This is a genomic window from Lactiplantibacillus sp. 3062 (assembly GCF_055413545.1).
The window spans coordinates 138,235-162,547 of record NZ_JBVAYE010000005.1 but is presented as its reverse complement, the minus strand read 5'-3'; the positions used below and the strand labels follow the sequence as shown (position 1 = coordinate 162,547).

The window sequence follows — 24,313 nt, the reverse complement described above, 5'->3', positions numbered from 1 at the left end:
CCAGTAAATCACAACTCACATCGCAATCCGCAACGCATCTAGGTACTAAAAATTAATTCAAATTAAGTGTCGCATCGTAGGTCTTAAAGTCGTTGTCATCATCGTAATCATCCGTATCGTAGCTGGCGTCCCATTTGAGGCGGATGCTGGTAATATCTTTGACGCTGGATAATTTTGATAATTCAAAGTATAAATTACCGTCAGTATCCGTGCCGCTGTTTAAGTCGCCGTCGAAGTCGTCACTATCCATATCAGCGTCGACCTGTTGGCCATCGTTGGTGCTGAGCTTGGCCTGGGTGGGGTAGGCTGAAATGTCGCGACCAGCGTGGATACTCATGTGAACTTTAACAACACCGTTAAAGTCACGTTTGTCACTGCCGCTACCGATGGTGTAAGCCCCATCAGTTTTATAAACTGTAACTTTATCGATTTTGAAGGTAGAACCCGTCCAACTACTATCGCTGTATGAAGTGTTATAAGTTTTTTGATCAGAAATATCAATGTCGTCATCGCCAACGGTAATACTGTCAGTGTCAGAGCTCGAGTCTGATTCCGAATCGGTGTCTGTACTATCACTATCGTCATAACTGTCACTATCCGTATAGCTGTCGTCAGAATCACTCGTCGAATCAGAGTTGGACGTCGTTGTCAGCGCAGAATCAACGGCATTTTCACGTGCGACGATATTTACTGAACCGGCGTACAGGAGTGTGAATAAGACGAGTAGGCACCAAGTCCACCATTTGTGCGTCCATGGCTTGGGCTGACTAGCCAAACGATCGAACCGTTCGCCAGCTGGTTTTGACCGTTGGCACATGAAAACGATGATCAAGATTGGTCCGACGATTGGAATCAGTGAGAACCATAAGTAATGAGCTGAACGATTGGAGTCGTGTAGCCGCCGAGCACCTGCAGTGAACTGCATCACTGAAATCCAGGACATGAGCGCTGAATAGATGAGAAGCAACACCGCTTGAAGCACATTCACGTGCGCTGCAAATGCTGGAAAACTATAGACTTTGAGGCCGAGTGTGAACGTCAAAATCAAGGCGATGAGCACTAAATCCAAGTAGAGCCACCAATATTGTGGCCGGGTGATACGCTGTGACCAGGTAAAGGTTTGCTTCATTCCCAGCTTGAGTGCTGTCCACATGTTGGTATGTTCTGGTGGGGTTGGCTGTTTGCCGGTTGTCGCGGTCGCATCAGTTTGCGTTTCAGCGGTTGCGGCCGTTTTTTGATCCGTACCACAAAATGAGCAGAACGTTGCGTTTGCAGGAATTTCCTTCCCACAATTAATACAGAACTTTGTTTCGTTCATCGGTGTTCCTCCTAGAATTGACACATCGGGCGAAATAATATGAATAAAATTGATACTCGAAAATTATTAAAATCCCGAATTTAAAATCTAAGTGCAACAAGCTCAAATTATACAAATAGGCCATGGAGACCTAAACTTAAAGTACCTAAGCTCTAAAGAAAGGACATCTCCATGACCCAATTCAAGAATAGCACTACCAAACATTATCAACAACTTACCCCAGAAGAAAGAGGCGAGATCGAAGCGTATTTGAATGCTGGAAAATCCCAAGCTGATATTGCGCGCCTGATCAACCGCAGTCGCAGCACTATCTCACGCGAAATCAAACGTGGTACTGTTCAACAGCGTAATTCTGACTATCTATTTTTCACTAAATACTTTGCGGATACTAGCCAAATTCGTTACGAGAAGGCTCGTCAAAATTGCCGTTTCAGAGGATTAGAGGAAGTCTGCTGGCTATTCTTCAAAAGTTGTTTTCCGACTCATAATGCCGACCTGCTTTCTTGACGGCGTCGCCGTCAATGAATTATTGGTCCCATTATACTGGAATTTTTTAACCCAGTCTTGAAGTTGCTTGGTACTTCTAAGTCCAAAACGATTTTGAATATCAATCAAACTACCTTCCTTGTTCAGGTATGCTATCACGGCTTGTTGCTTAAGCTCTGAGTCATATCTAGTCCAGCTGTTTGATTCCCTTAGCCCGTCCAAACCACCTTGCGTATAAGTCTTTGCCACCTGATAAAGGTGTCTCGAGCAATGCCGTATGATTTAAAGTATGCTGATTGAGTTAAATTAGTTTTTGCTAGCCCCAGAAGAATATCTAACTTTTCTGTGGCCGTAAACCTAGTTCTAGGCATAATAAAATCCCCTTAAGGTTGACAGAAGAATTATACTTTTTCATCTGTCAACCTTAAGGGGACTATAGCATTGAGGGCGTGCCTTTTTTGCTGTTTTAGGGGGATTAGGGGGGCATGGGGGTGTAAATACTGTTTCTGTAGATTTATGCAGTCGATTTAACCGGATTTATAAATATATATTATTATCTTGAGGAGATAGTGTAATGGCAATTGTTGTCGAACGCTATCTCTATTTTTATGTATTCGTGAGGTGATGATAATGTTTTGTATTCGGATAGTAATTGGTGATGATGTACAAAAGCGGAAGGAAAGGTGTCAAAGCAATGGTGTCTTTTGATGAAATTCTGGGTCGGATTTGTGAGTTGTTTAGCGACAATGTTGGCGAACCAGTGACACCTGATCAAGTCGGGATTGAGAGTATCCGACTATCCAAGGATGAAATTGATTATCCAGGCATTGAGCCAGAAACGTTACCTGAGTGGGTTATTGTGCACATGTTTATTTTTGAAGATTGGTCAGGCTATGCAGTAGTTGATTTGAAGCAAAAAAGTCTTTATGGGCTTGGGACATTTTGTCTCAATGATTCTTCTAGGGGGTAGTGGAATGGTAGAACCAATGGATATTGAAGCGCTTCAGCCAATCTATCGGCAATTGGATGAGTTGGTAGGCAGCAAGAACATGGTAAAAATTTTTGAGTATTATCGAGGTGTACAAGTAATTTTACCATTGTATTTATATAATCGTGAGGCCGCAAAGCAGCAAATTGTTAAACGATATGATGGTACAAATCAAGCCGAATTAACCCGGCTATATGGTTATTCAGAGAGAGGGACCCGCGCCATACTACGAAATATGGAACATTGAGGAAAAGTGTACATTTGCTATTAAGTTCAGTGCAAACGAGATCTCTAGTGTTAAGTATAAGTAGGAATGACATGTACTTTGTCATGATAAGTGTGACTGTGGCAATGTTAATGAATTAATTATAATTGGTAGCGATGTCATAGGGGGGAGTTTGGAGTGGATTTATCAGATTTATTTGCCGTTAATAAACGTATTATTGGCACAAAAATCATGTCAAAACAAGTTAATGGCAAGGCAATTGAGAAAACAGTCCTTAGTGGTTTCTGTTGGTGGGCGTTCTTCTTTACAGTGTTTTATGCAATGTTCAGTAAGAAGTATAAGACTAAAGGATTTGTTACCAAGGTGTTTGTCAACGTTTTGATATTGATTTTGATCAACTGTGGGCTATCGTATCTTTTTGATAATTCAGATTGGTTATGGAATTTCGTTGAAGCCATTTATGTTGGGCTAATGTTCAATACTTGGTATTACAATCAACTGATCAAGAATGGATATCAAGAAGATCATGAGCATGCACCATTAGAATTTGAGTAACTGGGTAGAACAAGGGAGGTTATTCATGAATGAAAATGTAGACGTGGAAGCACTGCATTCGTTCTATCGTGGCATCAGCGAGCTAATTGGCGTTGAGGGTATGTTAAAAGTCTTTGAACAATATCGAGGTATGCAGGTTACGATTCCAATTCACTTGTATGACCGACATTTAGCCGCTGACCATGTGTTGCAGCAGTATAACGGTCAAAACACCTATGAATTAGCGAATAAATATGGTTATTCTCAGCGCTGGGTGGTGAAGGTCTTAAAAGAAAAGCAGTAGATGATTTTGAAAAAATATTTTGGAGGAATGTAAACATGGATTTTTCAGATTGGTTTGATTTTAATAATCGGGTAAAGCAAAATATGACATTAGTGAAAGAAGTGGATGGCCGAACAGTCACTAAACAAGTAAAGGGGTCATTTAATTGGCTAGGTTTTATTTTCACGTTCTTTTATGCATTGTTTAGTCAAAAATATAAGACCAAAGATTTTCTCAAAAAGGCAGCAGTTCCTTTTGTTGCACTGCTTTTAGTCAACATTATTGCAAGCCTTATCGTTGGCAGAGGATTGGCAGTGATTATCAATCTTGCAGGTGCTATTTGGTATGGCTCCATGTTTGATACTTGGTTCAAGAATCAATTGCTAGCTAATGGTTATCATATTGATAACAAGGCCCAGGTAGAGAGTGATACTGGACAACACGATTTTGAATAGATGGGATAAGTGGAGATTACTATTTCAGCAGTGACCACTTTTTCTGATGTCGTCATTAGAGGTTGAGGTGTGTGCCATTGAAAGGAAATGTTGATGTGTCAGTACTTAATCCTGTTTATCAAGAGCTTGATAAATTGATTGGTACTGAAAAGATGTTGTTGATTTATCATCAATATCGGGGCGGCCAAATGTGGGCGCCAAAACGTTTATATGGAGTTAAGTTGGTTAAAGAGCTTGTTCAACGAGAATGTGATGGTCACAATATTCATCAGTTGGCGCAACAATATCATTTTTCTGACCAGTGGATTGAAAAGGTCTGGCGGGGGTCAAAAGAAGTTTAGGAGTTGTTTGAAAAAATGAAACATTGTACAAATTGTGGATACGAATTGAAAGCGGGGGTTAAATTTTGCCCGAGTTGTGGACATGCGGTAAATGCGGACAACGAGGGTGAAACTGATCATAAGGTGGAGAAAGTCGTCAATCACCAAACTGATACAGAAGAAAAGGCCCATTCAGAAGAGCAAGCAACGCCGCGTGCTCCTGCTCGTTCACAAGATAAATCGCGAAATAATACGATTGTCATAGCTGCATTACTGGTTTTGGTTGTGTTGGCCGGATTTTTATTCATGAAAAAGCGAGTAGTTGTCTCACGCGACCAACTTGCAAGTAACATCACGAAGGCCGTACAGAACCAGGATGGAAAGTTGTTCTTGAAGCAATTCTCCAAGGATGACCAAAACCTGAAGTTTAGTGATATCGGTGCCAAAAGTGTTGTCAAAGATATTCATAACCATTCTCGGGATTCGTTAGGTGAGACGGGACGGATTATCGTTGATGGTCAACGGGTTGCTGGAACTAAAGTTAAGTATGATTTCAGTGTTGAAAGCAAAAAAGTAATGGGAATGTTTACCAGTTATTACTTAACAACTAGACGGACACCTGTCCGAGTTTTAGACTACACCGGTAGTGGCGGTCCGGTAACGATTAAGTTGAAGGATGCCGATAATCAACGTGTGTCTAAGCAACAGCTAAGCAGTGGATTTTTTCCTGGCAAGTATACTTTTGATGTACAATCAGGTGATACGCAAGGTGATTATTGGATTTGGGCTGCAGGTGATGGTGAGACAATCGATCTGACTTTGACTTCAGATGATTAACTATAAGGGGAAGCTTAATATGAAGAAAATCTTGAAAAGGGTTGGAGTTATCAGTTTACTTGGATTAATGATGATTGGGCTGGCAGCATGTGGTAACCAACAGTCAGCTGATAATAAGGATTCAGGATACAATAGCTCTATCAGCAAAGGGCTTAATGCAGTTGCTGAAAATAAGTTTGATAAGGCACTAACTTATTTTGATAATGCATTGACGCAAAAACCAAAGGACAGCAAGGCTAAGGCTTATCGTGACCAGACTCAGGCCTATTTAGATACACAATCTGAGCTTAAAGATGGTGAGGTTCAAAAAGCTGTGAAAACAGTGACTGCCGGGACAAAAGTTACTAATGGTGCAAAGAGTCTCAATACTAAGCTGAGCAATTTGAAGAAGACTGCTAAGGCTGACCTGGCTGAGTATCGGCAATTAAAACAAGATGTTGCTGACCAATTAAAGGTAACGGACGGCAGTTATGACACTGGCGTTGTTAGCAATGCCAGGATATTAATTGGTGTAAGAAGCCGTATCTTAAGAAACTGAAACCAGATGTTGATAAATTATTGAAGCAAGCTGGTCAGCTAAGTAGCACCAGTAATTCTAGTAGTTCGACAGCTACTTCGAGTAGCAGTAGTTCAACAACGACCAAAACAGTAAGTGCCGCGGATAAGAAGGAAGCCGAACAGATGCGGACTAATATTGTTCAATCTGATCCTGATAGTTGGGATAGTGCGGCTTTAGCACAGGTTCCAGACTCGGTCATTGTCGCGGCTACCAAGAAGTCTAACGATATGGGTGGCGATCCTGGCACCACGGCTAATATGATTGCTGAGCAGTATCCTAATATTAAGAAAAACGGTTCATCAGATTCTGATATGGATGGCTCGGCCAATGGATTATCAGCCAGTGAGGCTAAGAATAAACTCAATTCGTTTGAATTTTATATTAAAAATAAATCTCACATTGAACTGACCGGACAGGAGCAAACGTCAGATGGTTGGGAATTTACTTATAGCTTTGTTGGTGGTAGCACAGGTGGTGTTCTCGTAGTAAATAATGATGGGAAAATCGCTGATAAAACCTTCCGTGGTATTGAAGGAGAAACTGGTAGTTGGAAATAGCTTAAATAATAATATTCAAATGTAATACCAAACAGTTTACAAGCTATTTGGTATTTTTTGTGCAAAAAAATCGGAGGAAAAGTAATGAACATGTGGATAAAAGTTGCTTTGGAAGTAATAGTCGTTGCAGTCACTAAGTTATTAGATGAAGTTGGAGGGATTAAATAATGGCCGAAGTGAACCGTAAGCATATGGAGAAACTAAACGTTACTGTGGAACAAAAGATCAAGGGTGAGTTCACCTACTGGAAGAAGTGGGTCTGGAACAAGGATGAACCACTAGTTATGGTATTAGCTAATTACCCAGTGACCGGTTCTGTAATGAAGGATAGTTTGACTGGTATCTTGATTCGAAATGCGATTGTGGATCGTGGAACTTTTGGTGGTGTTGTGATTGCAAACCTATTTAATGCGCAAGTTAAGTGGCCCTGTAATAAACGTTTAGATGAAGCTTCTGCACCGGATGGTATTGAAGAATTAATGGCTGTAACTAAAGATGTGGATAAAGTAATCCTTGCTACTGGTTCGTTATCCACAAAGTATGAAGCAGCAACAGTCCGATTAGCTGATTATATTGATCAATGTAAATCTGAAAAACAACAGCAGAAACTGTTTTGGTTGCTAAATGATGGTGGCAAGAAGGTCCATCCATTGGCATTGAGAGATGCGCCATGGGAGTTCGGTCAGGTGAATACTATTGATGAAGATACAACTAAGTCAGAAAAGTCACCTGTAAAGCCTGAATTGAAAGCGGTTACTAATGATGGAAAGATGAAGGTGGTTAAGAATGAGTAGGGTTTATCGCAATCCACTTAAAGGACGTAAATATAAAGCAGAAGTCAGTGTTGGATCTGGATCTACGCGTAAAAGAAAATCTAAGACTTTTAATGATATGACTGAAGCCAGAATCTGGATTCATCAAATGGAAATTATGGCTGACCGTGGAACTGACTTTGAAAAATCACGTTGGCTCTTTATTGATTATTATTGGCAGTGGGTGCAACTGTATAAGAAACCAGTCGTTTCGGCTAACACTATGCACACTTACTGGACCAGTTATCAACATTTTTCACAGGGTTTAGGTGATGTTCGGCTGGAGGATTTGACTCGTAATCGAATTCAGAAGTACTTAAATGGTTTGGACTTAAGTCATGAAAGTATTCGAAAGGATCTCATGCAACTACGAAGCTGCTTGCGTGATGCGGTTAGTGATGGTGTGCTGACTCATAATCCAGCAGCAGGTACTTTAAGGATTGTGGCCAACCCTAGCCGAACGAAAGGTGATGACCAGAAGTTTATGTCGATCCATGACTTTAAACGGGTTCGAAACTTTCTGCTAAGCTATCATTACAGAATTAACGACGTTGACCGGTTGGCTTTGTTGATCATTTCGCAATCGGGTTTACGGGTTGGGGAGTGCTTGGCACTAAAATATGAAGACATCGATTGTTTGCATAATACCATCACCGTAGATGAATCGTGGGACAGTAAGCATAATATTTTAAAAGAACCGAAGACCAAACATGCCAGAAGGACCATTCCTTTACCAGAACAAGTGGTGCATATCTTGGAAAAATGGATGAGTTACCAGCGGCGTTACTTGTTTAGGGAGGGTGTTGCCAATCCAGATCAGTTCATACTCATGAATAAACGTGGTCGGTTACCAAGAGCTGGTAGCATTAACGCCGCGTATCATCAGATTCAAATCAAGCTAGGCATGGAACCCAAGTTTAGTACTCATACTTTTAGGCACACGTTGGCAAGCTTGATGGTAGCGGATGAAAATATCTCAATGGTGTACGTTTCAAGGTATCTAGGACATGCAAGTGTGATGATTACTGAGAAGTACTATATTGGTTTGTTACCTGAACAAGTGGAAGTTGAGGCTGGGAAAGTATTGAAGGTGATTGAAGGATAATTAAGAAGATAGGCCAGTAATGGTCGCTGGCCTATCTTTTTTTATAGAAAGAAGACATTTATTTTGACATAACTTATAATTAATGAGATTCTATATTTATGGATAGTATACCCAATGGTTTTATCCGCGTTTTTGGGCCACATATAGTGGTGCTTGATTTATTCCCCGCGCATGCGACTGCAAATATGTGCGAGCTCCCAGCTACAAAGATGGCAACTTTTCAGTAGCGCAAAAGTTATGAGTGTCGAGACTCTGGATTCGTATCGATAGTAGAAATTATCTACGCCAAGGTAGATTGTCGATAGGAACTTATTCCAGGTAGCGTTGCAGTAAGTCGTGAAACTTTACTAAATGTAGTTGGATTGCCTCTACACGTAGGTTACAAGACACTAATCGTAACAGTATAAAATTTGTCACAATTGGCATCAAGCGGGTTTTTTAAGAAGAGACATGATATTTTAATTGGGCTTTTTCCTTCATGATCAGTGATTAGAGCGGGTTGGCTATTACCATTAATAGCTAAAATAATCATTGAAAGGGGTCTTAAAGATGAAACGATTCTTAAGACGAATTATCCATAGGAGAAAGTTGAGTTTTTCAGCAGTCTGGAGTGCTCTAAGGAAAGGGCGGTTTATAAAGGCTACATTGTTTTTATTAGAAGTTATGGAGGTGTTTGAGAAGGTACCTCTACTCCTGAAAGTATTAGCCTTTATATTGCAAGCAGCCGCTGTGCTATTAAAAACTATAGCTGTTGTATTGTTTTTTATAGCAAACTTTCTTTACCTAATTGTGTCTCTTTTTTATTTTGTCCAAAATTATATGGAGAAGACACAATGCAATTTACGACATGTAAACTTTATGGGATTCAATCAAAGAGAAAATTGTCATACATATTAAAGACTTCACTGGCGTCATTAAAAAATGTTGATCTATCCTTTCAATCAAAAAATTTTTATCAACAGAATCGTCTTTTAACAAATCCATCTGAAGAACTCAAAGTAATACTGCAGCGAATTACAAAGTATTTATTCACAATCGGTATACCTGAGTACGAATTTGGTGGGATAAAAGACCGTAGTTTTGTCACTAATGTAGAGATGCACGTGGGACATGGGTTTGTGCTCCGGACAGATATCCGACATTTTTTTCCGAACACGCATTACGGGGATGTGTACGTTTTTTTTCATGAAATAATGAATATGTCAGTTGATTGTGCCACTATTATGGCAAAGTTAACAACATACCGTTGTAATCAAAATTATAGGTCCCTCCCTCAGGGGTACCCAACAAGTCCAATTTTGAGTTTGTTTTCGTATTTAAACATGTTTGAAGAGATTAATACTTATGCTGTAAAAAATGGTTTTACGTTTACAGCATATTATGACGATATAACCATTTCTTCGAAACGTTTTATTGGTAGAAGCCATTTACGAGTGATTATTCATATATTAAAAAAATATGGATTTCAAGCTCATCCCCAAAAAACAAAATTAGTGAAAATTTCAAAAAATAGTTCGAGAATTAAAATTACTGGTTTACTTCTTCAAAAAGATGAAACACTTGTTCCTAAGAAACTTTACAAAAAATTGCATGTGGCGATGAAAAATATAGATTCAGCGTTGAAACAGTCAAATTCTAGATTAAACAAAGCAGATGCCAAAAAAATTGTTCAGCAAGCCCGTGGTTGCATAGCTGCAATTAATACGATTGGGTCTAACGATGAATTTCAAGGATATTCCGATCGAATTAGACAATTGGAAAAAAGGTGTTATTATTAAAAATATAATTTACATAATATACATTTGAGGAGATAACGCTTTGCAATTGTGGATTAAAAAAACAAGACTTATGTGGTCTTAAAAAGACATATGGAGTGTGTGACAATGAGTGGTTTGAACGACAATTTGATAATGCAAATTGTGAGGGAAAGCTTGTGGACAAGTGGAAATATTGAAGTACATGCTTCAAATGGGAATGGTGAACTTACCGCCGGAATTACAGATAGGACTAAAAGGGAGCACGTAATTAATGTTTATAATTGGAAAGAACTTTTTAGAGATATTATTAATGAAATAATTAGGTTTTCAAAGGACAACACTTTTGCAGAAAGTGAATTTAAACAAAAGATAGATAACGTTGTTCATAAGATGGAGACTGTAGATCAAGAAATAATTGTGAATACTATTGATAGCAGCTATACACCTGGTTCAAGGGCAATCCTTTCTACAAAAACAGTCATCTTAAAGAAGGGGACAATACTTTACAGATATACAGATGATAAGGATAATCATTTATATGCAAACCCTCACCCAGTAGCCTATGGCAGATTTACTGATCCAAATAGTATAATCAATCATAGCGTAATTTATTTAGCATATAAAAAAGAAGTTGCAAAAAAAGAAGTTGAGGGAAGTAATAGTACACAATTAGTTAGATACCGATTACGTAAGGATATTAAACTAAAAATAACACCGGGTATGTTGCCAAGTGCGTCTAAAGCCGATCTTTTTTTTACCGAACGGTTGAGAAAGTTTAATAATCTTGTGTTGACTTTAAAAAGCACGAATGCTTATTTTGATCATGTTGAAAATAAGGATAGAGTGAGCAAAGGTATTTACATTACCACCAATACAGTATTAGAGTATTTACAGAATAGTGATGATGTTGGAATAGTATATCCATCTACTAAAGTTGGACAAAATAGTACATTGGGACGCATGGACAATAACGAAAACTTCATTCCTAACAAGGAAAATGCGGATATTGCAATATTTAATGATCTTGAACGCAAAAATGGTGAATGGTTTTCCAAGTATCTTGAAGCATTAATTTGAAAATATATGTTCATTAATGCTGATTTAAATATTTTACATTAATGTTTAAACATTCTTAAGCATTTAAATACAATAATGAGTTGAAATCATCTATTTTGGGTAAACTAATATTTAGGTTAAATTTAGTCCCAGCAGGTATTCTTCGACGGTTTTGGATATTTAAATTTTAGTCAGAAATGCCGTTAACTTAAGATTTCATTAGGTGGAGTTGACGTAAAGTGGACACTGTAACATTTTCTGAAAACACTTAGGAATGTTAATGCATCAGTAGTTACAGGTGGTGTCTAACGTGCCTTTCTGGGAAGACCAAATCGCACCTAAGTTATTAGACGGCAAGAATGTAATCATTGCTGCCCACGGTAACTCATTACGTGCCTTAAGCAAGTACATCGAACAAATCAGTGATGATGATATCATGGACCTTGAAATGGCTACTGGCGAACCAGTTGTCTATGACTTTGATGAAAAGTTAAAGGTTCTTGGTAAGGAAAAGTTAGGCAAATAATTTAATAGTTATTTACTAGTTTTTTGGAGCACTCCGCTGTCTCAGGGGAGTGCTTTTTTGGGCGCTGAGGGCCGATAAGAGTAATTTCTGGAAATAAGACCAGCTCCCAAAACGGCAGAATGAGAATAAAGCAGAGAATTGGAGTTAAAGCTAAATATGAGTGAAAAAGTAGCAGCAGATGAAGTGACACAACGTGAAATGATCCGGATTATTGGTTTGTTCCGCAAGCAAGGTTTCAAGGGGAACTACCTGAGTTTTCAACATGTGGCTGATGAAGGTGCCGCGTACTTCGTGGTCATGGGTGACGAAAACAATGGTAACCAGGGCTTGTTCAAAGCTAACTTATTGACTGGTGACGTGGCGTTCCAGTACATGTTGGATGAGGACCATGTGGTAAGTAAATAGATACCGGATAATTAGTATAAAAGCGTAATCGTTAATTTTCATGATGAAAGAGGCTATATCTGTCGTAGCCTCTTTTTTGTGTATCGAGTTTTATGAATGTTAATTTAAAAACTGGTATACTTACGTATAATAATTAGGTTGAAATGGATGTGCACTACGTTATCGTATAGCTATGTTTTATGAAGCTGTATTTAACCATAAAATAAGTAAAAAAGATAAGTTCAGACAAGCTTGAAATATGAGCTTGGTGCGGGTTGCACAGTGTAATTAACAGAATTACTGAGCTGGACAAAACAAGCGAAAAAGATAAGCTGAGATAAGGTTAGATAAGCTTGAAATATGAAGCTTGGTGCGGGGTTCACTTTAGTGCCAGCCAGAGATTTTCATCTTTGGATTTTTTTAACTCAACTATCTGATTGTACCTAATGTCAGCTATTCTTTTTCTGTAAGAATAGTTCTGATAACATGCCGTAAAGGCAGGTACCAAGAATAAAGATGGCCCAAAATATATCGGTAGTGGATTCAAATCCATGACTGTAATGCATCAGGACAGGAATAAAGAGAAGTAAAGAAATCCAGAATCTAAAGCTACGATAAAAATTTTTTTGAAATTTAAATTTCATTTTTATTGCCTCCAAAATGTTTTACCATACACTAATGCTGATGGAGATATTAGTCCAATCATTAATGTTTAAAGAGATGGTTAACGAATCTTCACAGTGACAGTTAGTTGTTAAAGATTTCAAACAGCAAAATAAATTTTCTTTGAAGTTAAGTCGCCATTTTTTAATGTTCTTCTATGCTTACTATTTATCAGCACTTCTGGATGATTTGTATCATAATTTCTATTATATAAAGTACCCCCTTGAGTTGAAGTAAATCCAGACTCAGGGGGGTATTATGTTTTCAGCTAAAATAAAGCAACAAGTTTTAAGTAAATATCTCCAGGGAAATTCGTCCCTGTTACTTATGAAAGAATATGGTATCAAAGGAAGTGCGACGATTTATCAGTGGCTCACTCAATTTGAAATTTTTGGCATTCAAGGATTAGAGAATTGTCGTAGGAAGACATTTTATGACTATTCCTTTAAAATCAAGGTTATCAAATGGTGACAAGAACATCATGCCTCATATCCAGTAACGGTAACCCATTTCAGATTGAAGCAACCGATGATGGCTTGGGACTGGGAACGAAGACTGATTGAGGGACGTCTTAAGCCATCCAAAGGATGGTCTTTAAAAATGACAGATAAATCTAAACAATCTAAGACATTGAAACAACTTCAGGAAGAAAACGAGCTTTTACGAATCCGGTTAGCATACTTGGAAAAACTCGAAGCCTTGGCACAGAAAAAATCTCAAACCAAGAAAAAGCCAGCTAATCACTGAGCTAAGGCGTGAATTCAATGTTAAATTAGTTGTGGTTTTAAAAGCAGTATACATGCCGAATAGTAGTTACCACGATGCACTTCACCGTAAATATCAATCAGGATCATCAACGTTAATCACAAGGCAGTACTTTGTATTATGCGTGAAAATAATCTCCTTTGTCAGGCATTCAATCGTCGAACGAAGAAATATAACTCTTATAAAGGAACTGTTGGTACAGTTGACCATAACCGTTTAAACCGTCGTTTTAAAACGGATTGTCCATTTCAAAAAATCGTTACTGATGTAACGGAATTCCGTTAGGGGAATCAAACAATCAACGAACGTGCATACTTTACAGCTTATATTGACCTTTATAACGGAGAAATTCTTGAATGGGCCATTGGTCGTAGACCAACGGTAGCCTTCATCACACGCCCCCTTGAACGATTAGTGGCACGACGTTCGGGCTTACCATACCGTATGCAATTCATTATGATCAGGGGTTTCAGTATCAGAACTGTCGGTACGTGAATATTTTGCGACAAGCTCGCGTTTTCCAAAGCATGAGCTGCAAGGCCACATGCCTAGATAATGTGGTAGCTGAAAGTATCTTTCACATTCTTAAAGTTGGCACGGTTCACAATTAGCAGCTTAGAAATTCACTCCAATTTATGGGGTTCACTTCAGTTGTGTTTTTTATATAAGGTTACTGAAAAAACGAAGTTAGAGCGGTATTCAGCCGACTAATTGAATCGAGATTTTTAACAAGAATTTAAGCTCAATATCTGCGGAAAACTACAATTTCTTAATAAAGGCTCTTGAAATACCAGATAAGAAACTAGCACACTTGATCTTATTTGTGAGTATAATTGACTTATCAGGTTAACTTGGAGGTTGATGGCATGCAAGTGAGTCAATATCAAGATTTACGTGTTCAGCGAACAATCAATAGTATTTACGATGCTTTTAAACGGTTAATTTGCGAAAAAGAATATTCAAAAATTACAGTGACCGAATTGGCTAAGATGGCCCAGATCAACAAAAAAACATTTTATCGGTATTATCCGACTTTAGATGATTTACTGATTGAATTACAGACGCGATACTCTCAAGCCTATCTAAAAGAGATTGGTAATTTACAATATCCACGAGATCTAGCAAAAAGTGTGGAAGCTTTTTTCACCTATTCCGCTACTCAGGGTGAGGCATATGATCGAATTACGACGTGCTCAGTGGGGTCTTACGTTGGCATTCGGCAACAAATGATCAACGAAGTCATGACTAAAACTTGGGGCCAGTCCCAGGAGTTTAATCAGCTTGCGGATTGGAAACAAAGAATTTTACTAGATTTTGTGGAGCAGACGGGACTGAAGGTTTATACAACTTGGGTTGCAACTGGTAAGAAAGAACCCCTTGAAGCAGTTATTAGCGCTGCTACCGAATTAATGCAAGGCGGTGTAGAACAGTATTTAAAATTAGAGCAGTGAGTCAATTTTCAGTTTGAGTATGAGTATAAGGGTCGAGATTGTTAAAAATACAGTCTCGGCCCTTATTTTGTATATTGAAAGAATTTTGACGATTTTGGAAGCCTACTAGCGATTAATGTGTACTCTAAGGATGTTTATTACTTGATTCACGTTTTAATGGACGAAAAAATAATCAAATTGATATATTTTATGCGCCAAATTCAGAAAAAGTGTGGCATAAGTCCCGCTTTTAAAAATACTGCCCATTTTTTAGTGACGGAATCCATCGCATAATGAATCCATCAGCAACGAAATAACGGAGGCTATTAAATGACAGTTAAAATTAATGAAGAACGGGCAGTTGCTCGTGTTGTTCACCAACAAGTTCAGGGAATGTTAGAAAAAAATCTTGAATTGCTTGATCAGGTAATCGCACCAAATGCTAAGTTAGTGCACATCACAGGAACTGTTCAAAGCAAGGCTGAATGGCTACAACAGATTAGACTTGGACGCATGCACTACTTTAGTAGTCATGAGGTTTTGTTTCAAGTGGTTGTAAAAGGGAAGCAGGCGCAAGTAGTCATGCGTAACGAGTTGGATGCACGCATCTATGGATTCCGGAATACGTGGCCTTTGCAATCCAAGGTCGAGTTAGTTAAGGGACCACACGGCTGGCAAATTATTGCCTCACACGCGTCGATGTATTAGAAGGAGAAATGATGACAAAAAGAAGAATGGCAATCGCAACGATTGCGTTGTTAATTGCGAATTTTATGGGTGGCTTAGATGCTACCATTGTTAATACTGCATTACCGGCAATTACCAGTGATTTAAATGGGATTCGCCTGATTGGCTGGATCAGCTCAATCTTTTTATTAGGGACAGCAGTTACGACGGTTTTATGGGGCCGAGTGGGTGAATTGATTGGTAATAAGCTCACCTTCCAAATTTCGGTTGTGCTATTTATCATTAGTTCGGTAGTTGGTGGTTTGTCTACTAATATGGTCATGTTAATTATTGCCCGAGCCTTTATGGGAATTGGCGCTGGTGGAATGGTTTCCATCCCATTTATCATTTATGCGGACTTATATGAAAATCCTGCTGAACGAGCACGAGCCTTGGGATGGGTCACGGCGTTTTATACGTTATCCACCGTTGTCGGTCCCTTGATTGGTGGCTGGCTCGTAGACACATTGTCTTGGCATTGGGTATTCTTTATTAACTTACCCATTGGAATTATCTCACTCCTGTTATTGCAATTCTCTTACCGTGAGAGTGAGCATGAAGCTACTCAAAAACGATTTGATTATTTAGGATCAGGACTGTTGATTGTAACCCTGATTGTTTTACTGTTTGCTAGTGACGCAATCGCTTCAAATTTAACTCAAGCGTTGGTTTTACTGGTAATTGGTTTGATCTTAATGGTTATTTTTTACCAAGTTGAAAAACGGCAAAAAAATGCATTGGTACCCACTGAATTACTGAAAAATTGGCGTATCCAATCGCAAAATGTCATCATGTTTCTGATTAACGGTTTCTTCATCGGTTATAGTGTCTACGCACCAATGTGGTCACAGGGACTGTTAGGTACTAGTGCCACGTTAGGTGGTTTGACCCAGATTGCTGGTTCGATCCTATTATTGGTGGGGACAAGGTATACTGCTCATTTGATGGTAAAAATGCCGTATAAACGAATCGTTATGTTTGGAATCCTTAGTGTTTTACTATCAGCATTATCGATGGTGATGGCGACCCAATTTGCGCCTTATTGGTGGTTATTAGTTAGTGGTGGCTTTAATGGTTTGGGAATGGGCTTATCGTTTACACCAATGCAAGTTTCACTACAGGATGGCGTTCGACGAGATCTAATTAGTGTTTCAACAACTTTCGGGTTGTTATTCAGAACACTTGGTCAAACGTTTATGTCTTCAATTTTTGGTGCGATTTTGAGCATTAGTACTGCTAGCCAGATTGGTGGGAAAATTACGACGCAGATGATCAATAAGTTAACGGATGCAAGTTCGGCACGCTCGTTACCACAGAACTTGTTACCACAGCTCCGCACCATTTTATTTAATGGTATGCATTTAATTATGGTGATTGGTTTGATTTTGGTGGTCATTGCGTTTGTAATTAATCTGACTCGCAAAGGACCTGCCAAGCAACCACGGTAAAATATTTTAAGCGTCGGTTATGAGTTAAGCGTGGCATATGTCTCAATTTTTAAAACATTGACCATTTTTATATAAGCCAATTCACGCGATAATCAAGGTGTAATCAAGAAAGGAAGTCCCAAATATGATGGATATTCAAGAAGTTTCAGATCGGTTAGCTTTAAAGCAGGTTGTTGATTTATTTTCAAATTACTCAGACACTAAAGAAAATGAGAAGCAGGTTCAACTCTTTTTACCAAACGGTAAAGTAAATATTATTAATGATGGTAAAGTTACGTTTACGCTGAATGGGCGTCAGGAAATTCTGAACGCTTTCAGTTCTTCAATGGACGATTACTCAGCTGTCTTTCATATGAGTGGACAACAAACCGTTAGTTTCACGGACGCAACCCATGCGGATGGCATTGCTTATAATTACGTTACGCTGGTTAAAACCAATGAGCAAGGTCAAACGGTGACGACTAATGAAGGGGTCCGTTATCAAGATAAGTACGAAAAAGTCGATGGTCAGTGGTATATTGAAGAACGGAATTCTAACTTCATTTGGCATACGGAGGACGTGAAATAAATGAAAAAAGGTTTAATTATTGGTGCAACCGGATCAATTGGTAGTGCCGTACGTAAAATATTGTTAGCAAAAACGGACGTACAGTTGACTTTATATTCGCGCCGTGCAGACCGGTTAAAGTTGATAGTTGATCGTGAAACGGCGGTGGCAGGGAGTGTCACTGATGATGATCAACTAGATCAAGCGATTAAAGGACAGGACTTTGTTTTTGTCGCATTAAGTGGTGATATGGATAGCTTTGCAGCTCATATTATCTCAGCGATGGAACGCAATGGCATTCAACGATTAATTTTTATTACAACGATGGGAATTTATCAGGAAATTCCAGCGTGGTTAGGTGATTCGCCTGAACCTTACCACAATCCGATTTTAAAATCGTTTCGGCAGGCAGCTGACCGTATTGAACAATCAGATTTAAACTACACAATTATTCGTCCTGGTTGGTACAATAACGGGCCAATCAATTATGAAATTACGCAAAAGGGCGAATCATTCGGTGGTCATGACGTTTCACGCGATAGCATTGCCGATTACGTCATGAAACTAATTACGGAACCAGCGCTCGACAACCGAGCTAGCGTTGGAATCAATACCCCAGAATAGGAGCAGCTAATATGAAAAAAGAAATCACATTAAATAATGGTTTGAAAATGCCAGTATTAGGATTCGGAGTCTTCCAAATCCCCGATTTTGAAGAATGTAAGCAAGCAGTCTTGACTGCTTTAAAACAAGGTTACCGGTTGATCGATACGGCAGCTGCGTATGGCAATGAACGAGCGGTCGGCGCCGCCATTCGTGAGAGTGGCATCGCCCGTGAAGAAATTTTTGTAACGACTAAGTTATGGGTCCAAGATGCGGGTTATGAGCAAACACAAGCCGCTATCCAGGCCTCACTTACACGTCTTGGACTTGATTATATTGATTTATACTTGATCCACCAACCGTTAGGCGATGTTTATGGTTCATGGCGAGCAATGGAAGCTGCTTACCACGATGGTCAATTAAAGGCACTGGGAGTGGCCAACTTTGAAAATGACCGGTTACAAGATTTGATTATGCATAATGAAGTCAAACCCACAGTCGATCAGATTGAACTTCACCCATTTTATCAACAACCACAACGGGTTCAGTGGTTATTGAATCATGACATCGTACCGGAAGCCTGGGGCCCATTTGCAGAAGGCAAGAAGGGAATTTTCACAAACTCAGCCATTCAAGAAATTGCTGAAGCACATGGGAAGACGAACGGTCAGATTATTTTGAAATGGTTGAACCAGCGTAATATTGTGGTGATTCCTAAATCCGTGCATGCAGCCCGCATTGTTGAGAATTCTCAAATATTTGATTTTGAGTTAACTCAAGACGAGATGCAACAAATGACAAAATTAGACGAGGGCACGAGCCTATTTGGCAACATGCATGATCCTGAAACGGTAGCGCAATTGGGTGGCTTTAAGTTTGACTATTAATTGGCGGTGATACGTAAGAAATCAAAAACTGCTTAAGACCAACTTGTTGACTGGTGAAGTAGCGTTTAAATCTGTATTGGCTGAGGAGCACGTGATAAGTTCAAATTAATGATTGATAGTGAGCACGATTACTGATTCTAGTCATTGTGCTTTTTACTGTAAAACGCGTAACTATCAACTTTTCAGCTAATCGTTACGCGTTTGGCAGGCTTCGTATTATTACTGGATATGAACAGGTGTGTTTACTGGGATATGCTCGTACATCCACTTAGCATCCGAAATGGACAAGCGGACGCAACCATGTGAATCGGACCTTTTGCCGAGTAAGGCTGCCTTGCTGGCAATATAGTGATCGGATGCGTCTACTGGAACCGAGTGAAAGAGGTAGACGCCGTGATCCTTAAATGAGACCCAGTAATTGGCACCTTCGTTCAAGCTAGCATTGTAAAAATGCAGGCCGCGTTCAGGTTGGATAACGAAATCGCCTTTGGGAGTTGCATTTGCACCGGGTTTACCGGTAGTGGCAAGCATTGTGTACAGGAGCTTATTGCCAGCTTTCAGGTAGACCCGCTGTTTTGCAACGGAGACATCAATCCTCAAGTTGGGATAATTTTGCACATTCGGATAAGGATGGTTGGATTCAGAAGGGCCGTGCCAATCAACCGGGGTTGCCGTTGCAGCGGCTGTTTTATGGCTGACACTACTTTTACGCGTTTTAGATTTAGCATGGCTTGAATTAGAGTGACTTGTACTGGCAGCTTGAGCCCTAGTTGCTTCGAAAGCGAAACTATTTCTAACCATACTTCTAATCCCAAATAGTAGCACTATTCCGGAAAAAGATAAGGTTAGATATAGAATAAACTTTGTTGTTAGTTTCATGTAATCATACTCCTTAATTTTACATTACTGCATAGCGGAGGGTGCCAGAGCCAGAAATGTATTGTAACCGTCAGCAGTAATCTGGGCGTTATAAATAACAGAGTCACCGGGGTAGTAGACCCCAACTATTGACGCTGACGTTGATGGTGCAGTTCGGATGTTGGTTTGTTGAGTAAAGGTAAAAGTACCCGAAATATTGTTGGTATTGTATTGTGCTGAGGTGCCACTCATTGCAACGTAACGCGTATTGCCAGAGCCGGAAAGATACTGTAACCAGATATATCCCTCAGCGTTAACTTGACCTGTGTAAGTAACTGAATCACCAGGATAGTAAGTACCGACAACGGGTGCCGATAGTGAAGGTGCAGTCCGAATGTTTGTGTTCTCAGTAAATGTATAAGTGCCAGATACATTTCTCATAGGATTGGTTGGCGTATATGTCGATGTTGACGGAATACTTACCGTACTTGGCAAAGCAACGTAATGGATTGCACCGGTACTAGCAAGATATTGTAACCAAGTATATCCTTCAGCTTTAATCTGACCTGTGTAATTAACCACGTCCCCAAGATAATAAACACCAATGATAGGTGCAGATAAGGATGGTTCTGTCCGGATATTCGAATTCTGAATAAAGGTATAAGTGCCGGACCTGTGGTTACCGGTGGTTGTAGTTGTCGAACCAGTATTGCCTGTAAAGGCTTCTTGATCCCATTCCTGCAGATCGTAATCTTGAATGGCATTAATTAATGAAGTGGCATAGTTAGGTGCCGTTGCGTAGCCATCGTTTTGCAAATCCCATGCAACGGTCGAATAATTTTTTACTCCAAGCAAATTACGGTAACGAGAATTTTGATTAAGGAATGCGCCATGATCAACAATACTAGTTGCCCAGTCTGGGTATTTTCGAAAGGTAGCCTCAATCGTTACGTCTTCGCCATTTAAATATTCTGTTGTTGGCATTTCAATAGAATGACCATGATATGAGCCTTTGATTCCAAATAAATTATGACCTTGAACTGATAATGTGGATTTTCCCCAACCACTTTCGAGTAATGCTTGTGCTCCAGAAATGGATGGTAGAATATGATATTGTGACCACCCAATCATTGCACCAGGTTTAATTGCAATGAAAAAGTTTTTTACGTAATTTGGAACACCTTGTTCAACGTCATCGCGAAGTAAAGCAACATTAGGAAGTGTGAAGCGTAAAAATTGACCTGGTTTAAACGAAAATGAACTATGTACTGTAAATGGTCGAACATGGATAGAATTAGTTGTAACGGGTGTCGGGGATGTGATAGGGGCTGAATCATCAATAAATTGCGTGCTATGACTAGGAATAGCTGGTGCTGCTACCGTTGTCGGAGTATTTGCAATAGTTGACTTGATGTTGTCGGTGAAACTGACATTAGATTTTGCTGGTATATATGGTGCCGTACTGGCTACGGAGGTAGCCGCGCTATTACTTGTAGTTGCTGTCTCATTTGAATTTAGCTTACCAGTAGTGGATTTAGATATTTGTTTGCTTGCTGTAGTTGTGGAAATATTACTAGTGGTTGAACTGGCCTGCTGGCTAGTAGTAGTTGCTGTTGAAAATTGATGGATTGCTGAAGACACGTTAGTAGCACTGTTAGCCGTAATTGTACTAATTGATGATACTTCTGAGGTAGCACCTGAAGTTGCGGCTTTAACTTTAGTGGTACTAGGACTTGATGTTTGATCAGCTTTCCCTTGTACAGGCTTTGCTAATATAATTCCTAAAACACTGCTCATTACGACAATAGAACTGAGTTCGACAATCTTATGACTAGTGTTCTTGTTATACGTACTCCATTTTTTTATAGAATATTCCTCCAGTTTCTGTGCGATAAATGAAAAAATCACAACAGCCACGTGATTATTTCCACGAGTTGAATCCTAGCACCTGGTTATTCGGATGGAAACGTCAAATTAAATGAATAGTTGTAAGTAAGGTTCGTCTTGATGATTATAGCGGGTGTAAACTGACCTGCTTGGGTAACTGTGGATTTTTTGAGACTGATACGGTGTGGAAAAATCATAGTCAGGAAAGTTTCCAAATTAATTTAGGGTCGCAGTCTTTTAGGGTGGGCGCTAAGTGGTAGTGATGTGATTGTTGGCAGTAAAGTGGTAGCCGTGTAGGTATAATAAGACTAACGACCATTGCTTGCACCTTTAACGCGTGACTACTGAAAGTACCAATGTTTTGTGGCGATGGCGATAAAAACAACGGTTATTAGAGGTTGCTCAACGCGGACTTGCTGATTGGCGAATGTTTACGTTATAAGCCAAACACAAATAAACCAGCAAATACCAATGTCCCTGATTATTCAGGACATCGGTATTTGCTGGTTTTTAAATTAGGTGAATAACAAAATTAGTTAATCAACATATTGCGCGTAGTCGATCCCTAGTCGCTTGGCGATTCCGGTAACTTCTGCGAGTGTCTTGTCATCAATCTCGATGCCGTTAGCTGACCGGTCTTGATACGCGGCAGCTTCCTTATCGCCGGCAACGATGACTGGTTTGCCGGGAACGGATGGTAGGTCGCGAATGGCTTGCAAGTAAGCTGAAAACTTAGCAATAATGGCATCCTTATCACCAAAGATTGAAGGATCGATGGCGACAAAGCTCTGACAAGGGCCCACGGAAAGGTCGTCCGGAGTAATTTCGTTGGAGGTGTTGCCCATTGAAAGGATTGCTGTGAAAACCTCGACGATGACACCGAGACCGAACCCTTTGTGGCTACCGGTGTCTTCGGTAACGCCACCTAATGGAGCTAAACCAACATTGGAATCTAAATCACGGAGGGCATCCAAGTCTTTGGTATCGTTATGGCTATTAACGGGCGTTTCGCCATCCTTAGCGACCCATAATGCGGGCATATCTTTACCTAATTTACGATAAACTTCAATTTTACCTTGTGGCACCGTCGTTGTGGCCGCGTCGAAGATAAATGTGTTCGGGTTGGCTGGCATGGCAAAGGCAATTGGGTTGGTGCCGACCAATGCTTTGGTAGCATGAGTGGGTAACATCGCTGAACGTGAATTGCACGACGACAGGCCAATCAGACCTTCTTCGGCAGCCATGTTGGCATAGTAACCTGCAATACCATAGTGACCGGAGTTACGAGTCGTAACGATACCGATACCGTGTTGTTTTGCTTTTTCAATGGCTAGGCGCATGCTATAGATACCGTTCAATTGACCCAAGCCAAAGTGCGCGTCAACGACCGCACTAACATCGGTTTCTTTAACAACTTCTGGCCGATTATGTACGCGAATCTTACCGTTACGAATGAAGTCGTCATACATGATCATTCGCTGGACGCCATGGGATTCAATGCCAATCAAATCGGTGTAGATCAACATGTGGGCGACTTCTTGGCTTTCTTCTTCGGTAAAGCCGTAACCTTTGTAAATATTGTAAATCAGTTGTTCAATTTTTTTGCTATTGTATCGTTTTACCATTACATTCACCACGTTATTTGAAATAGACTTAAGTGACAGCCCTGTATATTATAATATGATAATAATAAGGACTTTGAATGTCAATTAAATTTTAATAATCCGTTAATCGTAAACTAATTAAAAGTGTCATCATATAACAGGTCAACCTGAGTCTTCAAAGCGCATGGAATTGAGGTCAGACTAACTCAAAGCTAATGCCGGGTCATATGGCACGGACCAATCATAAATTAGGTATAACTAAAGGGGTCATCAATAAAGTGTGCCGTTAACTGATGGCCTGTTTAGGGTGGCCCTCATTAGTAGCTGGTGATGAATTGGACGAAATAAATTGCGGCTGCGACGTTGGCTGATGCTAGCGCTGAGACCGCGAAATTGCGGTTTAGGTATTGCTGGTCAATGTGCAGACTAGAATGGTAAGTTGAATTAGTTGCGAATGGTTGCAGTTGTTGCACGCGTGCTTGTGGATAAGTTAAAGGAATTAGATGACAAATCGGTAATTAGTTGGGACTAATGACTGTAAATGTTAATAACATGACTTATTTGTGGGTAAGTGCATGAGTATCTGGGGATAAGTAAGGAAAATGAGGATAATTGTGGTGAATCCAGCCATCCACAGTGCATAACTTTTATGATGTAGAAGTTATCAACAGATTTATTAGATATGATGTGAA

Annotated in this window: 26 protein-coding genes and 3 pseudogenes; 25 read left to right on the top strand and 4 right to left on the bottom strand. The window is 39.7% G+C overall.

What is annotated here, in order from left to right; genetic code table 11:
- Positions 1-52: 52 nt before the first annotated feature.
- Positions 53-1,318 carry a DUF805 domain-containing protein gene (locus tag ACWQAU_RS09320; RefSeq protein ID WP_027821702.1) on the bottom strand — a complete coding sequence of 422 codons (1,266 nt, stop codon included), beginning with the start codon at positions 1,316-1,318 and terminating at the stop codon, positions 53-55.
- 171 nt (positions 1,319-1,489) lie between these two features.
- On the opposite strand from ACWQAU_RS09320, the pseudogene ACWQAU_RS09315 reads away from it, so the two are divergent.
- From ACWQAU_RS09315 to ACWQAU_RS09195, 25 genes and pseudogenes are all read left to right on the top strand, one after another.
- Positions 1,490-1,786: pseudogene (locus tag ACWQAU_RS09315) on the top strand (helix-turn-helix domain-containing protein); the annotation flags it as partial.
- A gap of 712 nt (positions 1,787-2,498) precedes the next feature.
- On the top strand, positions 2,499-2,774 hold the full coding sequence (locus ACWQAU_RS09310; RefSeq protein WP_027821703.1) for a hypothetical protein: 276 nt from the start codon (positions 2,499-2,501) through the stop codon (positions 2,772-2,774).
- Between the two features lie 4 nt (positions 2,775-2,778).
- Complete coding sequence (locus tag ACWQAU_RS09305) at positions 2,779-3,039, top strand: Mor transcription activator family protein (protein WP_033608032.1); 261 nt, start codon at positions 2,779-2,781, stop codon at positions 3,037-3,039.
- Positions 3,040-3,195: 156 nt separating this feature from the next.
- A complete protein-coding gene (locus ACWQAU_RS09300; RefSeq protein WP_027821704.1) occupies positions 3,196-3,573 on the top strand; it encodes a hypothetical protein in 378 nt (125 codons plus the stop codon).
- Between the two features lie 25 nt (positions 3,574-3,598).
- Complete coding sequence (locus ACWQAU_RS09295; protein ID WP_027821705.1) at positions 3,599-3,856, top strand: Mor transcription activator family protein; 258 nt, start codon at positions 3,599-3,601, stop codon at positions 3,854-3,856.
- A 35-nt stretch (positions 3,857-3,891) separates the two neighbouring features.
- Positions 3,892-4,290, top strand: a complete 399-nt coding sequence (locus ACWQAU_RS09290; RefSeq protein WP_050482343.1) for a hypothetical protein — start codon at positions 3,892-3,894, stop codon at positions 4,288-4,290.
- Positions 4,291-4,361: 71 nt separating this feature from the next.
- Entirely contained in the window at positions 4,362-4,631 is a 270-nt protein-coding gene (locus ACWQAU_RS09285) for a Mor transcription activator family protein (protein WP_050482344.1), read from the top strand.
- Between the two features lie 15 nt (positions 4,632-4,646).
- Positions 4,647-5,447: a zinc-ribbon domain-containing protein gene (locus ACWQAU_RS09280; RefSeq protein WP_079111850.1), complete on the top strand. Its 801-nt coding sequence runs from the start codon at positions 4,647-4,649 to the stop codon at positions 5,445-5,447.
- A 19-nt stretch (positions 5,448-5,466) separates the two neighbouring features.
- Positions 5,467-5,985: a hypothetical protein gene (locus ACWQAU_RS09275; RefSeq protein ID WP_050482345.1), complete on the top strand. Its 519-nt coding sequence runs from the start codon at positions 5,467-5,469 to the stop codon at positions 5,983-5,985.
- A 20-nt stretch (positions 5,986-6,005) separates the two neighbouring features.
- Positions 6,006-6,563, top strand: coding sequence for a hypothetical protein (locus ACWQAU_RS09270; protein ID WP_050482346.1), 558 nt, complete (start codon positions 6,006-6,008; stop codon positions 6,561-6,563).
- A gap of 167 nt (positions 6,564-6,730) precedes the next feature.
- A complete protein-coding gene (locus ACWQAU_RS09265; RefSeq protein WP_050482347.1) occupies positions 6,731-7,357 on the top strand; it encodes a DUF1643 domain-containing protein in 627 nt (208 codons plus the stop codon).
- Positions 7,350-8,480: a tyrosine-type recombinase/integrase gene (locus tag ACWQAU_RS09260; protein ID WP_027821707.1), complete on the top strand. Its 1,131-nt coding sequence runs from the start codon at positions 7,350-7,352 to the stop codon at positions 8,478-8,480. The genes ACWQAU_RS09265 and ACWQAU_RS09260 overlap by 8 nt, the downstream gene beginning before the upstream one ends.
- A gap of 833 nt (positions 8,481-9,313) precedes the next feature.
- A complete protein-coding gene (locus tag ACWQAU_RS09255; protein WP_079111849.1) occupies positions 9,314-10,258 on the top strand; it encodes a reverse transcriptase family protein in 945 nt (314 codons plus the stop codon).
- Positions 10,259-10,363: 105 nt separating this feature from the next.
- The gene (locus tag ACWQAU_RS09250; RefSeq protein ID WP_027821709.1) at positions 10,364-11,314 is read left to right on the top strand and encodes a hypothetical protein; all 951 of its coding nucleotides are present in this window, start codon (positions 10,364-10,366) and stop codon (positions 11,312-11,314) included.
- Between the two features lie 289 nt (positions 11,315-11,603).
- Positions 11,604-11,819 (top strand): annotated as a pseudogene (locus ACWQAU_RS09245) (2,3-bisphosphoglycerate-dependent phosphoglycerate mutase); the annotation flags it as partial.
- Positions 11,820-11,975: 156 nt separating this feature from the next.
- Positions 11,976-12,224 (top strand): hypothetical protein, encoded by a 249-nt coding sequence (locus ACWQAU_RS09240; protein WP_003642404.1) that lies wholly within the window; start codon positions 11,976-11,978, stop codon positions 12,222-12,224.
- A 900-nt stretch (positions 12,225-13,124) separates the two neighbouring features.
- Positions 13,125-13,337: a helix-turn-helix domain-containing protein gene (locus ACWQAU_RS09235; protein WP_003642403.1), complete on the top strand. Its 213-nt coding sequence runs from the start codon at positions 13,125-13,127 to the stop codon at positions 13,335-13,337.
- A 129-nt stretch (positions 13,338-13,466) separates the two neighbouring features.
- A complete protein-coding gene (locus tag ACWQAU_RS09230) occupies positions 13,467-13,613 on the top strand; it encodes a hypothetical protein (protein WP_013355952.1) in 147 nt (48 codons plus the stop codon).
- A 165-nt stretch (positions 13,614-13,778) separates the two neighbouring features.
- A pseudogene (locus ACWQAU_RS09225) lies at positions 13,779-14,221 on the top strand (DDE-type integrase/transposase/recombinase); the annotation flags it as partial.
- A gap of 276 nt (positions 14,222-14,497) precedes the next feature.
- On the top strand, positions 14,498-15,082 hold the full coding sequence (locus tag ACWQAU_RS09220) for a TetR/AcrR family transcriptional regulator (RefSeq protein ID WP_003642400.1): 585 nt from the start codon (positions 14,498-14,500) through the stop codon (positions 15,080-15,082).
- A gap of 309 nt (positions 15,083-15,391) precedes the next feature.
- Positions 15,392-15,769 (top strand): nuclear transport factor 2 family protein, encoded by a 378-nt coding sequence (locus ACWQAU_RS09215; RefSeq protein WP_003642398.1) that lies wholly within the window; start codon positions 15,392-15,394, stop codon positions 15,767-15,769.
- Positions 15,770-15,780: 11 nt separating this feature from the next.
- Positions 15,781-17,235, top strand: a complete 1,455-nt coding sequence (locus tag ACWQAU_RS09210; RefSeq protein WP_033608033.1) for an MFS transporter — start codon at positions 15,781-15,783, stop codon at positions 17,233-17,235.
- Positions 17,236-17,359: 124 nt separating this feature from the next.
- Complete coding sequence (locus ACWQAU_RS09205; protein ID WP_079111848.1) at positions 17,360-17,803, top strand: nuclear transport factor 2 family protein; 444 nt, start codon at positions 17,360-17,362, stop codon at positions 17,801-17,803.
- A complete protein-coding gene (locus ACWQAU_RS09200; protein WP_003643431.1) occupies positions 17,804-18,406 on the top strand; it encodes an NAD(P)H-binding protein in 603 nt (200 codons plus the stop codon).
- Between the two features lie 11 nt (positions 18,407-18,417).
- Entirely contained in the window at positions 18,418-19,272 is an 855-nt protein-coding gene (locus tag ACWQAU_RS09195; RefSeq protein WP_027821712.1) for an aldo/keto reductase, read from the top strand.
- 219 nt (positions 19,273-19,491) lie between these two features.
- Here ACWQAU_RS09195 and ACWQAU_RS09190 read toward each other — a convergent pair whose 3' ends face one another.
- The 3 genes from ACWQAU_RS09190 to ACWQAU_RS09180 all read right to left on the bottom strand — a co-directional run bounded on the left by ACWQAU_RS09190 (position 19,492) and on the right by ACWQAU_RS09180 (position 23,642).
- The gene (locus ACWQAU_RS09190; RefSeq protein ID WP_027821713.1) at positions 19,492-20,151 is read right to left on the bottom strand and encodes a L,D-transpeptidase; all 660 of its coding nucleotides are present in this window, start codon (positions 20,149-20,151) and stop codon (positions 19,492-19,494) included.
- A 24-nt stretch (positions 20,152-20,175) separates the two neighbouring features.
- On the bottom strand, positions 20,176-22,047 hold the full coding sequence (locus ACWQAU_RS09185; RefSeq protein ID WP_228402976.1) for a glucosaminidase domain-containing protein: 1,872 nt from the start codon (positions 22,045-22,047) through the stop codon (positions 20,176-20,178).
- A gap of 506 nt (positions 22,048-22,553) precedes the next feature.
- Entirely contained in the window at positions 22,554-23,642 is a 1,089-nt protein-coding gene (locus tag ACWQAU_RS09180; protein WP_015825986.1) for an Ldh family oxidoreductase, read from the bottom strand.
- Positions 23,643-24,313 lie beyond the last annotated feature (671 nt).